This is a genomic window from Dactylosporangium sp. NPDC051541 (genome assembly GCF_044454505.1).
Lineage (GTDB): Bacteria > Actinomycetota > Actinomycetes > Mycobacteriales > Micromonosporaceae > Dactylosporangium.
This window is the reverse complement of sequence record NZ_JBITDU010000001.1, coordinates 751,066-764,417: the sequence shown is the minus strand read 5'-3', so window position 1 is coordinate 764,417 and position 13,352 is coordinate 751,066. Positions and strand designations below refer to the sequence as shown.

Sequence of the window (13,352 nt, the reverse complement as noted above, 5' to 3'; positions counted from 1 at the left end):
GGTATGAACATCGGCGAGCTGTCGCGCCTCACGGGACTGCCGGTCAAGACGATCCGGTACTACTCCGACGTCGGCCTGGTCCCCGAGTCCTCGCGTTCAGGTGCGGGGTACCGCCGCTACGACCACGGCTCCCTGGTCCGCCTCGAGTTCGTGAAGACCCTCCGCGAGCTCGGCCTCGACCTGGCCACCATCCGCCAGGTGCTGGACCGCGGGGCATCGCTGCGCGAGGTGGCCGCCGCCCATGCCGAGGCTCTGGGCACGCAGATCCGGGTGCTGAAGCTGCGGCGCGCCGCCATGCGGGCCGTGGCCGGGCGCGACACCACGCCGGCCGACCTGGAGCGGCTGGCCCGGATCGCGCAGGCCGGCGCCGACGAGCGGCAGCGGATCGTCGACGAGTTCTTTCATGCCATTTTTTCCGACATTTCGGATTCGTCAGATTCGCGAGCCTTCATGACCGGCATGCGCAGCGTCTCCGCCGACCTGCCCGACGAGCCCACCGACGCGCAGGTCGATGCCTGGATCGAGCTCGCCGAGATGCTGCGGGCGGAGGACTTCCGGGCGCGGCTGCGGGAGATGGGGCGACGGAGCTTCGCACCGGATGCCGAGCGGGTCGTCCCGACGGATATGTCGGATATAAAGTGGTTCATCGACGTTATCGCCGATGCGCAGGACCGCGGTCAGCGCGCGCCGGCCGCCGTCGTGGACGAGGTGATGGCCCGGTGGGCCGCCGGCGCCGGCCGCACGGACGGGCCGGAGCTGCGCCAGGAGGTCGTCGACGCGCTCGAGCTGGCCGACGAGCCGCGGGCCGAGCGCTACTGGCAGCTGATGGCGATCATCAACGGCTGGCCCCCGATCCCGTCCACGATGCACCGGTGGAGCTGGTTTCTTTCGGCCCTGAAGGCGACCCTGGCTCGGTAGCGTTGGTCACGTGGAGTGGTGGCGGACGGCGATCATCTATCAGATCTACCCGCGCAGCTTCGCCGACGCGAACGGTGACGGCGTCGGCGACCTGCCCGGCATCACGGCCCGCCTCGACCACCTCGCCGACCTCGGCGTCGACGCGCTGTGGCTCTCGCCGTTCTACCGCTCCCCCATGGTCGACGGCGGCTACGACGTGGCCGACTATCGCGACGTCGACCCGGTCTTCGGCACCCTGGCCGACTTCGACGCGCTGCTGGCCCGGGCCCACGGGCTCGGGCTGCGGGTGATCGTCGACATCGTGCCCAACCACACCTCGTCGGCCCACCCGTGGTTCGCGTCGGGGCTCCATGACCGATATGTCGTGTCCGACACGCCGAACCAGTGGCAGTCCCTCTTCGGCGGGCCGGCATGGACACAACTGCCCGACGGTTCCTGGTACCTGCACCTGTTCGACCCGGCGCAGCCTGACTTGAATTGGGGCAATCCGGACGTCCGCGCCGAGTTCGACGACATTCTGCGGTTCTGGCTGGATCGCGGGGTCGACGGCTTCCGCGTGGACGTGGCGCACGGGCTGGTCAAACCCGACATTGCTGAACTTTCGGTGTTTGACCAGGACGGGGTGCACGAGATCTACCGCGGCTGGCGCAAGATCCTGGATTCGTACCCGGGCGAGCGCATGGCCGTCGCCGAGGTCTTCGACACCGCGCCCGACCGCGTCGCCCGCTATGTCGCCGCGGACGAGCTCCACCAGGCCTTCAACTTCGACTTTCTCGAGGCCCCGTGGGACCCGGACGAGCTGCGTCGGATCATCGACGCCTCCCTGGCCGCCGCGGCCGGCGTGGGCGCGCCGCCCACCTGGGTCATCTCCAACCACGACCGCCACCGGCCGGTCACCCGGTTCGGCGACGGCATCCCCGGCCGGCGCCGGGCCCGGGCCGCGGCCCTGCTCATGCTCGGCCTGCCCGGCTCGGCCTACATCTATCAAGGCGAAGAACTGGGCCTGCCCGAGGTGCTGGACCTCCCCGCCGAGGTCCGCGTGGACCCGCAGTTCATCCGCTCCGGGGGTACCGCCCTGGGCCGCGACGGCTGCCGAGTGCCCCTGCCGTGGGAGGGCGACACCCCGCCGTTCGGCTTCGGCGCCGGCTCCTGGCTGCCGCAGCCGGCGGACTGGGCGGCGTTCACGGTCGAAGCGCAGCGGGCCGATGCCGACTCGACGCTGAACCTGTATCGCAACGCGCTGCGCCTGCGCCGACCGGCCGCGACGCTGACCTGGCGCTCGGCCCCGGACGGCGTGCTGTGCTTCGAAACCGACCGGTTGCTGGTGGCGGCCAACCTCGGCGGCTCGGCGTTCACGCTGCCGAGGGAGCCGGTGCTGGCCAGCTCGCCGGTGGGCGGCACACTGCCGCCCGACACGACGGTCTGGATGGAGAAGGACTAAGCGCTTTCGAGCATCAGCTGCTGAGCTTGGCCGCGATCCGCGAGAAGCCGGCGCGGATCTCGTCGACCGACGGCGGCTCGTGGTCGTGGTCGCCGTGGTCATGATCGTGGTCGTGGAACTCCTCGCCGTAGCCGGCGAGCTCCGCGTCCAGGGCCGCGGTCTCCACGTCCTCGTTCTCGGCGGCCAGCCGGGACGCGGCGATGTCACCCTGGATCTGGGCGACCGTCACGTGCGGCTGCAGCGGCTCGACGACGGCCATCAGGTCCTCGTCGGCCACCACGGCCTCGGCCAGGGCCAGCGCATGCGCGCGCTCGTAGGGGCCGCAGACGACCGGCTCCCACTCCTCCTCGTCGTTCATCGGGCCGAAGGTGATGATCCACGGCAGGGTCAGCGCCGGCGCGTCGGCCGGCAGGTCCAAAGTCACGAGTGCACCCACGGCGCCCATCATGACGGGTTCGGACGCTCGGCACCCGTCGAACCGCCGGACGATACAACGGGTGGGACGACGCTGGCCGCGACCTCGGCCGCGTGCTCGACCTCGGCGGCGGCCTTCTCGACCAGCTCCGCGGCCCGCCGGGCGGCCATCACGTCGGCCCGCGGCTCACCCCCGGCCAGGTCGACGACCCGGCCGTGCGGGCTGGTGGCCGACAGCGCGGCCGCGAACAGCAGCAGCTGGTGCAGCAGGTACATGTACAGCAGCAGGCCGATCGTGCCCGCGACGAGCTGATAGGCCGGGTTGTGTTCGGTGCGGGTGATGTACCACTTCCCGGCCGTCTTGAGCAGGCCGAGCCCGATCGCGAACAGCAGCGCCGAAGGCCACAGCCGCCGCAGCGACATACGCAGCCGTGGTACCCCCACCAGCAGCGCCGCCCCCAGGAAGACGTCGACCACACCGGAGAGCAGGGTGGAGAAGCCGCGCAGGGCGACCCGCACCGGGTCCTGGTCCACGTCCCCGGCCAGCCAGTAGATCAGCTCCTGGACGCCGGCGAAGATGCCGATCGAGATGAGCAGCGCCAGGCCGAGGGCGACGAGCACGGCCAGGTCGAGCAGCCAGCGCACGACCGCGTTGCCGGGGTGCTCCTGCAACTGCCACAGCGCCCGCTGCGACGAGCGCAGGTTCTCCACCCAGCCGACCCCGGCGATGATCAGCCCGACCATCGCGATGATGCCGATCTGCTGGCTGCCCGCGAAGATCTGGTCGCTCTGCAGCTGCGGCAGGTTGGCCTGCAGATAGACCTGGACCCGCTCGACCACCAGCTTGTTGCCGCCGAGCACCCGGCCGAGGACGAAGAACAGGACGACCACCATCGCGAACACCGCGAAGAAGCCGTAGTAGGCGGTCGCGGCGGCCAGGCGGACGGCGTCCACGTCGAAGTAGCGCTCCTGGGCCCGCCAGACGTGGTCGAACACCCGCGACCGACGACGCGCGGCGCCGATCATGCGGTCGAACCCGGCCTCGAGCCGGTCCAAGGTGTTCACGCCACCCCCTCCGCTCCGCTCCGTGCCGCTCACGTCAATGGTCCGCTGTCAGGCGGTACTCCGCATGGGGACGCCACCGGCCGCCGTCCTCGTGCTCGAACAGGGTGAACCCGCCGACGGCGAAGGCGGCCTCGTAGCCGGCCAGGTCGGCGAACGCGGCGTCGAGCTGCGCGGCGGGCACGTTCTGGGCGATGGTCACGTGCGGGTGGTAGGGGAACTTGGCGGCCGGGACGATCGCGTCCGCGGCCAGGACCGCCGAGTGCAGCTGCTCGCACTCGCTGATCCCGGCCGCGACCGCCACGAACACCACCTGGGTGATCGGCCGGAACGTCCCGGTGCCGCGCAGCCGCACGGTGAACCTCCGGTGCGCGCCGGCGACGGCGGCCAGGTGCCGGTCGATCGCCGGCAGGGCGGCCGCGTCGACCTCGGTGGGGCCGAGCAGGGTGACGTGGGCGGGCACGTACTGCGCGACCGGGTCGCCGGCGGCCAGGCGGGCGGCGGTGAGCTCGCCGCCCCATGGCTCCGGGATGTCGATCGCGACGCCGATGGTGGTCCGGCCCACCTCAGTTGGCGGCCGCGCCGGGAGCCAGGAAGCCGATCCGGTCATAGACCGACTGCAGCGTCGGTACCGCCACCGCCCGCGCCTTTTCCGCACCGATCGCGAGCATCTTGTCCAGCTGGCCCGGGTCGTCGAGGTAGGCGTTGGTGCGCGCCTGGATCGGCTTGACGAACTCGGCCACCACCTCGCCGAGGTCCTTCTTCAGGTCGCCGTAGCCCTTGCCGTCGTAGGCCGCGACCAGGTCCTCGATCGTCCGGCCGGACAGCGCCGAGTAGATCGTGAGCAGGTTCGACACGCCGGGCTTGTGCTCCGGGTCGAAGATGATCTCGCGGCCGGTGTCGGTGACCGCCGAGCGGATCTTCTTCGCCGAGCGGGCCGGGTCCTCGAGGAGCTCGATCAGGCCGTTGGGCGTGGACGCGGACTTGGACATCTTCGCCGTCGGGTCCTGCAGATCGGTGATCTTGGCGGTGTCCTTGACGATGAACGGCTGCGGGACGGTGAACGTCTTGCCGAACGTCGTGTTGAACCGCTGGGCCAGGTCCCGGGTCAGCTCCAGGTGCTGGCGCTGGTCCTCGCCGACCGGCACGGCGTCGGCGTGGTAGAGCAGGATGTCGGCCGCCTGCAGGATCGGGTAGGTGAACAGCCCGACCGTCGTGCGGTCCGCGCCCTGCTTGGCCGACTTGTCCTTGAACTGGGTCATCCGGCCGGCCTCACCCATCCCGGTGATGCAGTTCATCACCCAGGCGAGCTGCGCGTGCTCGGGCACGTGGCTCTGCACGAACAGCGTGCAGCGCTCCGGGTCGAGCCCGATGGCCAGCAGCTGGGCGGCGCCGACCCGGGTGCGCTTGCGCAGCAGCGCCGGGTCGTGCCCCATCGTGATCGCGTGCAGGTCGACCACGCAGTAGAAGGTGTCGTGCGTCTCCTGCATCGGCACCCAGTTGCGCAGGGCCCCGAGGTAGTTGCCCAGGTGGAACGAGTCGGCGGTGGGCTGGATCCCGGAGAGGACCCGCGGGCGGGCGGGAGACGACATGTTCGTCATTCTGACAGGCGCCTTGACCGTTTGGTTATCTGCCCGGGAAGGGCGGCAACCGTGGGGGCCGCAGAGGAGTCTGTCTGGATAGCGTGACAGCGAGGGAGGTGGGACGGTGGGCGACGAGCTGGAGGCCCGTGAGGCGGTCCGCGATGCGTACCAGGCGCACTACCGCCGCCTGGTGGCCGCGCTGTACGCGCTGACCGGCGACCACGCCGAGGCCCAGGACCTCGTCCAGGAGGCCTACGCCCGCGCCCTGGCCCGGCCCCGCCAGTTCCTCGATGTCGCCGACCCCGAGGCCTGGCTGCGGACCGTCGCGATGAACCTGGCGCGGACGCGCTGGCGGCGGCGGCGTCTGTTCGACACACTGGTGCGCAGCGGCCGGGTCGCCCGGCCGGTGGAGAGTGTGCCCGGCGTCGACCCCAACCGGGTCGCCCTGGTCGCAGCCCTGCAACAGCTGTCGCAGGCCACGCGGGAGACGATCGTGCTGCACCACCTGGCCGACATGTCGGTCCACGAGGTCGCCGAGGCCCTCGGCGTGCCCGTGGGCACGGTCAAGGCGCGCCTGTCCCGCGGTCGCGCGATGCTGGCCTCCTTACTCAGCGACGGCGAGGCCGGCGCGGCGGAGTCCGCCCGCCGCCGCCCCGCACCACCGGCCGCGCCCCCGGCAGTGTCCCCTCCGGCCCCCTCGCAGGAGGTACGGGATGCGCCCTGACCTGGACTTCCGCACGCTGCGCCAGCAGATCGAGGCGGCCACCTGGATGCCGGACTTCGCCAGCCTCTACCGCCGGGCCGGCCGCGTCCGGATGCGGGACCGGATGGCCGTCGCCGGGGCGCTGGTCGGCACCCTGGGCGTGCTCGCCCCGGTCGCGCTGGCCGGGATCTTCGGCCGCCCGGGCCCGGCCGTGCTCGGCCCCAACCCGGACATCGGCGAGGCCTGGGTGACCCCCTCGGCCAGCCCGGCACCGACCGGCCGCTACCCGTCCACGGTCGCCGTGCTGGCCGCCGCCGGCGGGCTGGACGACCTGGTGGCCGCGGTTGACGTGTGCGTGGAGATCCCGCAGGCCCGCCGCTGCAGCCTGCAGGTCACGACCCTGGGCGGCAAGACCCAGCGGCGGACCCCCTACGTCGTCGACGCCCTGCGCAGCAGCCCCCTGGACAAGATCAACAGTGTGCAGCTGATGCGGATCGCGCCGGCTGTGTTCATGCTCAGCGCCGAGGTCGGCGGCGGCTCGCGCTCCAGCGTCCGTTTCGAGCTCACCCCCGACACGCAGACGCAGCTCAACCCGCAGGAGAGCACGCCGGTGATGGGGCCGAGCGACCGCCTGACCCTCGGCTCCGGCGACCGCCCGGTGCAGCTGGTGCAGTACGGCGACCTGTTCGGCGTCCGCGCGACCGACGGCTCGCTGAGCCTCGTCGGGCAGCCGCCGATGGCCCAGCGGGTGGTGGCCCCCGCCGTCCCGGCCGCGGCCGGCTGGTGGGTGACGGGCCGCGACCTGGAGACCGGGGCGCCGGCCGTGAGCGTCTCGACCGACCAGGGCGCGCACTGGCTCGCGCGCACCCTCAACGCCCCCGCGGGCAACGACGTGCCGACCGTGGCGACCGCGAACGGCAAGGACGCGTGGGCTTTCGTGCCGTACAAGAGCGCGATCCGGCTCTTCCGCACGGGCGACAGCGGACTCAACTGGCGCGAGGTCAGCGGCGCGGTGACGCTCCCGGCCGAGCTCAAGAACCTCGACAACCGGCAGCTGGGCGCGCTGGTGCGGGACGACCGCTCGCTGCTGCTGTGGGTGCACTCCGACACGCAGACGATCTTTTTCGACAGCAACGACGGAGAGCATTTCTCGGTGGTACCGGGCCCAGGCGGCGTGATCGCGCCCGTCGACGGCGGCTACGCGGCCCTGGGCGACCCGGCGCGGGTTTCGAAGGATGCGAAGACCTGGCAGGACGCGGCCGTCTCGGCCACCGTGCTGCCGAACTAGTTCTGGTTGGCGAAGTTTTCCTGGAACCGGGCGGACCCCCGGGGGATCGTTGTGTGCGTGGGCGACGTCGGCGAGGTGTACCACGCCTGTTATCGCAGGCTGGTGGTGCAGCTCTACGCGTTCACCACGGACCTGAACGAGGCACACGACGCGGTGCAGGAGGCGTTCGCGCGGGCCCTCGCCCGACCGCGCGGCTTCACCGGCATCGACAACCCGGAGGCCTGGCTGCGCACGGTGGCGCTCAACGTCGTACGCCGCCGCTGGCGCCGCCGCCGCGTCCTCGACCGGCTCCTGCTGCGGGAACGCCCGCTGCAGGAGCACGCCGACACCCCCGATCTCGACGTCCGGACCGACCTGACCGAGGCCCTCGACGCCATCCCACGCAGCTACCGGGAGGTCATCGTGCTGCACTACTACGCCGACCTCAGCGTGGACGAGATCTCCGCCGCGCTGGACGTCCCCACCGGCACCGTCAAGTCGCGCCTGTCCCGCGGCCGCGCCGCCCTGGCCGCGCGGCTGCGCGGATACGAGGTGGCCCGTGCCTGACCAGCTGGAGTCGCGGCTGCGCGCCGAGGGCGGCGGCCTGGAGATCGAACAGCCCCCGCTGGAGGTCATCGCCGCCCGGGCCGCCGCCCTGCGCCGCCGCCGGCTGCTGATCCAGGCCGGAGCGGCCGCGGTGACCGCCCTCACGATCGCCGGCGTCGCCGCGGCGGTCGTCGACCGCGGCCCGTCTCCGCCCCCGGTCGTGGCCGCCTCCGACCCGGCCGCCACCTGGAGCGACGGCGGCATCACGATCTACGGCCTGCCCCACCTGCCGACCGACCTGCCCGGCACCCTCCGCGACGTCGAGTTCGCCGACGCCGACCACGGCTACCTGCTCAGCGCCGAGTGCTGCCGCGCATACGTCAGCACCACCGACGACGGCGGCCGCACCTGGCACACCGTCGAGTCCCCGGTCCGCCTGAAGGACAAGACCCCACCCGCCATGATCGTCACCGCCGCCGGCGTCACCCTCCTCGGCGCCGACCAACGCACCCGCTCCACCAGCACGGACGGCACAACCTGGGTCGCCGGCGGCACCGAACTGGCCCCCGCCACCCCCCTGACCGGCACCGCCGCCCTGGTCCCGCTCTCCACCGCCGACTGCGGCGCCGAAACGGGCGGCGTCGCGGCCGGCACCCTGTCCCCGCTACCGCAGCAGCCACCTCTGACCGTCTGCTGGCGCTCCCCCGTCCGCTCCGGCGACGGCTCCTTCTGGGTCGGCGGCCGCACCGCCGACGGCCCCGCGGTAGCCGCGACCCGCGACGGCGGCACCACCTGGACCCTGACCACCTTCCCCGGCTTCGCCCCGACCGCCACCGCCCGCGCCGCGATGCTCGGCCGCCAGGTGTACGTCACCATCGTCGGCCCCAACGAGGCCACCACCACCCCGGAACGCCTCCTGGCCGTGGCCACGTCGACGGACGCGGGCCTGACCTTCACCCCACCCCACCCGACCGCCGGCCAGGCCACGATCGGCGGCGACCTGGTACCCCTCCTGGACGGCCGCCTGCTCATGGTCGACGGCTACGGCCACTGGCTGGTCTCCGAAGACGCCGGCGTCTCCTGGACCCGCCTGGAGGGCCTCCACCCGACGATGCGCCTGGCCCGCACCGCAGCCGGCTACGTGGCCTACAAGATGTCCACGATCTACACAGCCTTCTCGGTCGACGGCTCAACCTGGCAGAAGCTGGACGCCCAGTAACAGCCCGCCGACTTCCCAACCGCCCACCGCGACGCCGGTCGATAAGTCGGGCGCTTTGCGCCACGCTTCGCTCGACTTATCGGATTTATCCGGTGTCAGGGTATAAAAGCGAAATGTCCGATCACGCAGTGTCGGACATTTCGGGTCGCGGCGTCCGCGCTCTGCCTCGCGGCGGAGTGGCTGAGCGTTTCGGTGCGTGGAGGGCGTTCAGCGGTTCATGAAGGACCACGCGTCGCCGACCATCACGGCCAGGTCGGCGTACTGCGGCGTCCACGACAGGTCGCGCTTCGCCTTGTCCGAGGAGGCGACCAGCTGGGCCGGGTCTCCGGGGCGGCGGGGGGCCATCTCGACCGGGATCGGGTGGCCGGTGACCGTGCGGACCACCTCGACGACCTGGCGGTTGGAGAAGCCGGTGCCGTTGCCCAGGTTGAAGATGCGGTGGCCGGGGCCTTCCATGGTGCCCAGGGCCAGGAGGTGGGCGGCGCCCAGGTCCGCTACGTGGATGTAGTCGCGGATGTTGGTGCCGTCGAACGTGTCGTAGTCGTCGCCGAAGAGTTGGAGTTTTTCGCGCTTGCCCGCGGCTACCTGCAGGGCGATCGGGATGAGGTGGGTTTCGGGGTCGTGGCGCTCGCCGATCATGCTGCCGTCGGGGCGGTGGAGGGCGCCGGCGACGTTGAAGTAGCGGAGGCTGACGGCGGAGAAGCCGTGGGCCACGGCGAATCCGGTCAGGGCGTGGTCGGCGGCGAGTTTCGAGGTCGCGTAGGGGTTGGGGGGGCGGACCGCGGCCGTCTCCGGGATCGGGACGGTGTCGGGGTCGCCGTAGACGTTGGCGGTCGAGGAGAAGACCAGGCGCTTCACGCCCGCCGCGAGCATGGCGTCGAGCAGGCGCAGGGTGCCGATCGTGTTGTTGTCCCAGTACTTCTTCGGCTTCTGCACCGACTCACCGGCGGCGATGAAGGCGGCGAAGTGCAGTACCCCATCGAAGGAAGCATCCAGCACTTGACCGATCGCGTCGTGGACCCGGCCGCGCACGAAGGTCGCGCCCGCCGGCACCGCTTCGGAGTGTCCGGTCGAGAGGTCGTCCAGGACGACCACCTCGTGACCGGCGTCGAGCAGCAGCGCGGTGACGCAGCTGCCGATGTACCCGGCACCCCCGGTGACGAGGAGCTTCACAACAACCTCCCAAAAGTCGACGCGTTCCAACAAAAATACACTTGGCGGCGGGAGAATACACTGACCCCATGCCGGAGCCTGGCCCCGGAAACCTGCGGCAGGCCGCGGCCGCCCTGCTGATCCGCTGGGCCCGGCGCCTGCACGCTACCCCGCACACGGCCCGCATATCCGAGGCCGAGCTGCGAACCCTCATCACGGTGAATTCGGGCACGGGGCACGTGCGCGAGGTCATGGTGCCGCGCACCGACGTCGTGTTCCTCGATGCCGCGCTCACCGTAGACGACGCGCTGCGCTCGGTGCGCCGGGCCCGGCACTCCCGGTTCCCGGTGATCGACGGCGACCCGGACGACGTGCTCGGATTCGTCCACCTGCGCGACCTGACCCTGATCGCCGAGGACCCGCAGGCCCCGCTGCGCGGCCTGACCCGGGAGGTGAAGCGGCTGCCGGCCAGCAAGCGGGTCCTGGCGGCGCTGTCGGAGATGCGGCGGGAGGGGCAGCATCTGGCGGTGGTCGTGGACGAGTACGGCGGGACGGCCGGGATCGTCACTCTCGAGGACCTGATCGAGGAGCTGGTCGGGGAGATCCACGACGAGTACGACGCGCCGCCCGCCCCACCGCGGGTGGACGAGGTGGACGGCCGGCTCAACCTGGCCGATCTCGCCGAGCGCACGGGGCTGACGCTGCCGGCCGGGCCTTACGAGACCGTGGCCGGCTTCGTCATGGCCCGGCTGGGCAAGGTGCCGGAGGCCGGCGACCAGGTCGGCCACGACGGCTGGCGCCTCCAGGTGAGCACCGTGGAGGGCCGACGCGTGGCCCTGATCACCGTCAGCCGGCCTCGATGATCATGCCGGCGCCGACGGTGCGGTTGGTCTGCTCGTCGATGATGATGAACCCGCCGGTGGTGCGGTTGCGGCGATACTCGTCGGCCAGCAGCGGCACCGTGGTGCGCAGCTTCACCCGGCCGATCTCGTTGAGCCCGAGCTGGGTGGCGGTCTCGTCGCGGTGCAGCGTGTTGACGTCGAGGCGATACTGCAGGCCCCGCACCACGGTCCGGGCCGCGCGGGTGGTGTGCTTGATGGAGTACTTCCCGCCGACCGTCAGCGGCCGCGTCTCGTCCATCCAGCAGACCATCGCCTCGATGTCCTGGGCGACGGCGGGCGCGTTGTTGGGCCGGCAGATCAGGTCGCCGCGGGCGATGTCGATCTCGTCGGCCAGCCGGATCGTGACCGACATCGGCGGGTAGGCCTCGGCCAGCTCACCGTCGGCGGTCTCGATGTGCGTGATCCGCGTGGTGAACCCGGACGGGAGCACCATGACCTCGTCGCCGGGCTTCATGACCCCGGAGGCGATCTGCCCGGCGTACCCGCGGTAGTCCGACACGGTCGTGGACTGCGGCCGGATCACGTACTGCACGGGGAACCGCACGTCGACGAGGTTGCGGTCGGAGGCGATGTGCACGTGCTCCAGGTGGTGCAGCAGCGAGGGCCCCTCGTACCACGGCATGTGCTCACTGCGCGACACCAGGTTGTCACCGTGCAGCGCCGAGATCGGGATCACCGTCAGGTCCGGCGCCTCGAGCTTCGCCGCGAACGACGTGAACTCGTCGGCGATCCGGTCGAACACCTCCTGCGAGTAGTCGACCAGGTCCATCTTGTTCACACACAGCACCAGGTGCGGCACCCGCAGCAGCGAACACAGGAACGCATGCCGCCGCGACTGCTCGACCAGGCCCTTGCGGGCATCGACCAGGATCAGCGCAAGGTCCGCGGTCGAGGCCCCAGTGACCATATTCCGGGTGTACTGAATGTGCCCGGGCGTATCCGCGATGATGAACTTCCGCCGCGGCGTCGCGAAGTACCGATACGCCACATCGATCGTGATCCCCTGCTCCCGCTCGGCCCGAAGACCATCGGTGAGCAGCGCCAGGTTCGTGTACTCATCGCCGCGCGACCGCGACGTCGCCTCGACCGCCTCCAGCTGATCCTCGAAGATCGCCTTCGAGTCGTACAGCAGCCGCCCGATCAGCGTCGACTTGCCGTCGTCGACCGAGCCGGCGGTCGCGAACCGCAGCAGGTCCATCTGGCGCTCCAGCACCGCGGTCATCAGAAGTACCCCTCGCGCTTGCGGTCCTCCATGGCGGCCTCGCTCACCTTGTCATCGCCGCGGGTCGCCCCGCGCTCGGTGATCCGGGTGGCCGCGACCTCGTCGATGACCTTGCCGATCGTGTCCGCGTCGCTGCGCACCGCGGCCGTGCAGGACGCGTCACCGACGGTGCGGTAGCGGACCTGCTCCACGAACGGCGTCTCCCCCGCCCGCAGCGGCAGGTGCTCGTTGATCGCGTACAGCATCCCGCCGCGGTCGACGACCTCCCGGTCGTGCGCGTAGTAGATGCCGGGCAGGTCGATGCCCTCCCGCGCGATGTAATGCCACACGTCCAGCTCGGTCCAGTTGGACAGCGGGAACACCCGGATCGACTCCCCCGGCGCGATCCGCGCGTTGTACAACGCCCACAACTCCGGCCGCTGGTTGCGCGGGTCCCACTGCCCGAAATCATCCCGGAACGAGAACACCCGCTCCTTGGCCCGGGCCTTCTCCTCATCGCGGCGCGCACCACCGAACAGCGAGTCGAACCGGTACTTCTCCACCGCCTCCAGCAGCACCGGCGTCTGAATCCGGTTCCGCGTCCCGTCGGCCGCCTCCCGCACCGTCCCGGCGTCGATCGCCTCCTGCACCGAGGCCACGATCAACTGCACGTTGAGCTCCGCCACCCGCCGATCCCGGTATTCGAGGACCTCAGGGAAGTTGTGCCCCGTGTCCACATGCATCACGGGGAACGGGATCCGGGCGGGCGCGAACGCCTTCTCGGCCAGCCGGAGCATCACGATCGAGTCCTTGCCGCCCGAGAAGAGCAGCACCGGCCGCTCGAACTCGGCGACCACCTCGCGCATGACGAACAGGCTCTCGGCCTCGAGAGCATCCAGATGAGAGACCCGGTAGGGCGGCCGGCTCATGTTCGGGCGGAACCT

Annotated in this window: 14 protein-coding genes; 7 read left to right on the top strand and 7 right to left on the bottom strand. The window is 71.2% G+C overall.

The window, feature by feature from the left end; translation table 11 throughout:
- The first annotated feature begins 3 nt into the window (after positions 1–3).
- Together ACIA8L_RS03585 and ACIA8L_RS03580 are read left to right on the top strand one after the other, a co-directional pair.
- Positions 4–918 (top strand): MerR family transcriptional regulator, encoded by a 915-nt coding sequence (locus tag ACIA8L_RS03585; RefSeq protein WP_395900000.1) that lies wholly within the window; start codon positions 4–6, stop codon positions 916–918.
- A gap of 10 nt (positions 919–928) precedes the next feature.
- Complete coding sequence (locus tag ACIA8L_RS03580) at positions 929–2,359, top strand: alpha-amylase family glycosyl hydrolase (RefSeq protein WP_395899999.1); 1,431 nt, start codon at positions 929–931, stop codon at positions 2,357–2,359.
- 13 nt (positions 2,360–2,372) lie between these two features.
- On the opposite strand, the gene ACIA8L_RS03575 is transcribed toward ACIA8L_RS03580, so the two are convergent.
- The 4 genes from ACIA8L_RS03575 to trpS are packed head-to-tail and all read right to left on the bottom strand — an operon-like array spanning position 2,373 to position 5,427.
- Positions 2,373–2,795, bottom strand: coding sequence for a hypothetical protein (locus ACIA8L_RS03575; protein ID WP_395899997.1), 423 nt, complete (start codon positions 2,793–2,795; stop codon positions 2,373–2,375).
- A gap of 8 nt (positions 2,796–2,803) precedes the next feature.
- Positions 2,804–3,838 (bottom strand): YihY/virulence factor BrkB family protein, encoded by a 1,035-nt coding sequence (locus ACIA8L_RS03570; protein ID WP_395899995.1) that lies wholly within the window; start codon positions 3,836–3,838, stop codon positions 2,804–2,806.
- 34 nt (positions 3,839–3,872) lie between these two features.
- Entirely contained in the window at positions 3,873–4,445 is a 573-nt protein-coding gene (locus ACIA8L_RS03565) for a 2'-5' RNA ligase family protein (RefSeq protein ID WP_395899993.1), read from the bottom strand.
- Entirely contained in the window at positions 4,402–5,427 is a 1,026-nt protein-coding gene (gene trpS, locus ACIA8L_RS03560; protein WP_395899991.1) for a tryptophan--tRNA ligase, read from the bottom strand. The genes ACIA8L_RS03565 and trpS overlap by 44 nt, the downstream gene beginning before the upstream one ends.
- A gap of 115 nt (positions 5,428–5,542) precedes the next feature.
- Between trpS and ACIA8L_RS03555 the strand changes: the two genes are divergently transcribed.
- Genes ACIA8L_RS03555 through ACIA8L_RS03540 form a run of 4 tightly spaced genes read left to right on the top strand, consistent with a single transcriptional unit; the run spans position 5,543 to position 9,153 of the window.
- Entirely contained in the window at positions 5,543–6,142 is a 600-nt protein-coding gene (locus ACIA8L_RS03555) for an RNA polymerase sigma factor (protein WP_395899989.1), read from the top strand.
- Entirely contained in the window at positions 6,132–7,409 is a 1,278-nt protein-coding gene (locus tag ACIA8L_RS03550; protein ID WP_395899987.1) for a hypothetical protein, read from the top strand. Before ACIA8L_RS03555 ends, ACIA8L_RS03550 begins: the two co-directional genes overlap by 11 nt.
- A gap of 57 nt (positions 7,410–7,466) precedes the next feature.
- The gene (locus ACIA8L_RS03545) at positions 7,467–7,955 is read left to right on the top strand and encodes an RNA polymerase sigma factor (RefSeq protein WP_395899985.1); all 489 of its coding nucleotides are present in this window, start codon (positions 7,467–7,469) and stop codon (positions 7,953–7,955) included.
- A complete protein-coding gene (locus ACIA8L_RS03540; RefSeq protein ID WP_395899983.1) occupies positions 7,948–9,153 on the top strand; it encodes a hypothetical protein in 1,206 nt (401 codons plus the stop codon). Before ACIA8L_RS03545 ends, ACIA8L_RS03540 begins: the two co-directional genes overlap by 8 nt.
- A gap of 207 nt (positions 9,154–9,360) precedes the next feature.
- Here ACIA8L_RS03540 and galE read toward each other — a convergent pair whose 3' ends face one another.
- Positions 9,361–10,326, bottom strand: coding sequence for a UDP-glucose 4-epimerase GalE (galE, locus tag ACIA8L_RS03535; RefSeq protein ID WP_395899981.1), 966 nt, complete (start codon positions 10,324–10,326; stop codon positions 9,361–9,363).
- 68 nt (positions 10,327–10,394) lie between these two features.
- On the opposite strand from galE, the gene ACIA8L_RS03530 reads away from it, so the two are divergent.
- Positions 10,395–11,168, top strand: a complete 774-nt coding sequence (locus ACIA8L_RS03530; RefSeq protein WP_395899979.1) for a hemolysin family protein — start codon at positions 10,395–10,397, stop codon at positions 11,166–11,168.
- Here the strand turns inward: ACIA8L_RS03530 and cysN are convergent.
- Complete coding sequence (gene cysN, locus ACIA8L_RS03525; RefSeq protein WP_395899977.1) at positions 11,152–12,429, bottom strand: sulfate adenylyltransferase subunit CysN; 1,278 nt, start codon at positions 12,427–12,429, stop codon at positions 11,152–11,154. The genes ACIA8L_RS03530 and cysN overlap by 17 nt on opposite strands.
- Complete coding sequence (cysD, locus tag ACIA8L_RS03520; protein WP_395899975.1) at positions 12,429–13,337, bottom strand: sulfate adenylyltransferase subunit CysD; 909 nt, start codon at positions 13,335–13,337, stop codon at positions 12,429–12,431. Before cysD ends, cysN begins: the two co-directional genes overlap by 1 nt.
- Positions 13,338–13,352: the final 15 nt, after the last annotated feature.

Coding starts and splice junctions, on each gene's coding strand:
- cysD (WP_395899975.1), bottom strand. CDS start 13,337: ATGAGCCGGCCGCCCTACCGGGTCTCTCATCTGGATGCTCTCGAGGCC.
- ACIA8L_RS03550 (WP_395899987.1), top strand. CDS start 6,132: ATGCGCCCTGACCTGGACTTCCGCACGCTGCGCCAGCAGATCGAGGCG.
- ACIA8L_RS03565 (WP_395899993.1), bottom strand. CDS start 4,445: ATGACCGGATCGGCTTCCTGGCTCCCGGCGCGGCCGCCAACTGAGGTG.
- ACIA8L_RS03585 (WP_395900000.1), top strand. CDS start 4: ATGAACATCGGCGAGCTGTCGCGCCTCACGGGACTGCCGGTCAAGACG.
- trpS (WP_395899991.1), bottom strand. CDS start 5,427: ATGTCGTCTCCCGCCCGCCCGCGGGTCCTCTCCGGGATCCAGCCCACC.
- cysN (WP_395899977.1), bottom strand. CDS start 12,429: ATGACCGCGGTGCTGGAGCGCCAGATGGACCTGCTGCGGTTCGCGACC.
- ACIA8L_RS03530 (WP_395899979.1), top strand. CDS start 10,395: ATGCCGGAGCCTGGCCCCGGAAACCTGCGGCAGGCCGCGGCCGCCCTG.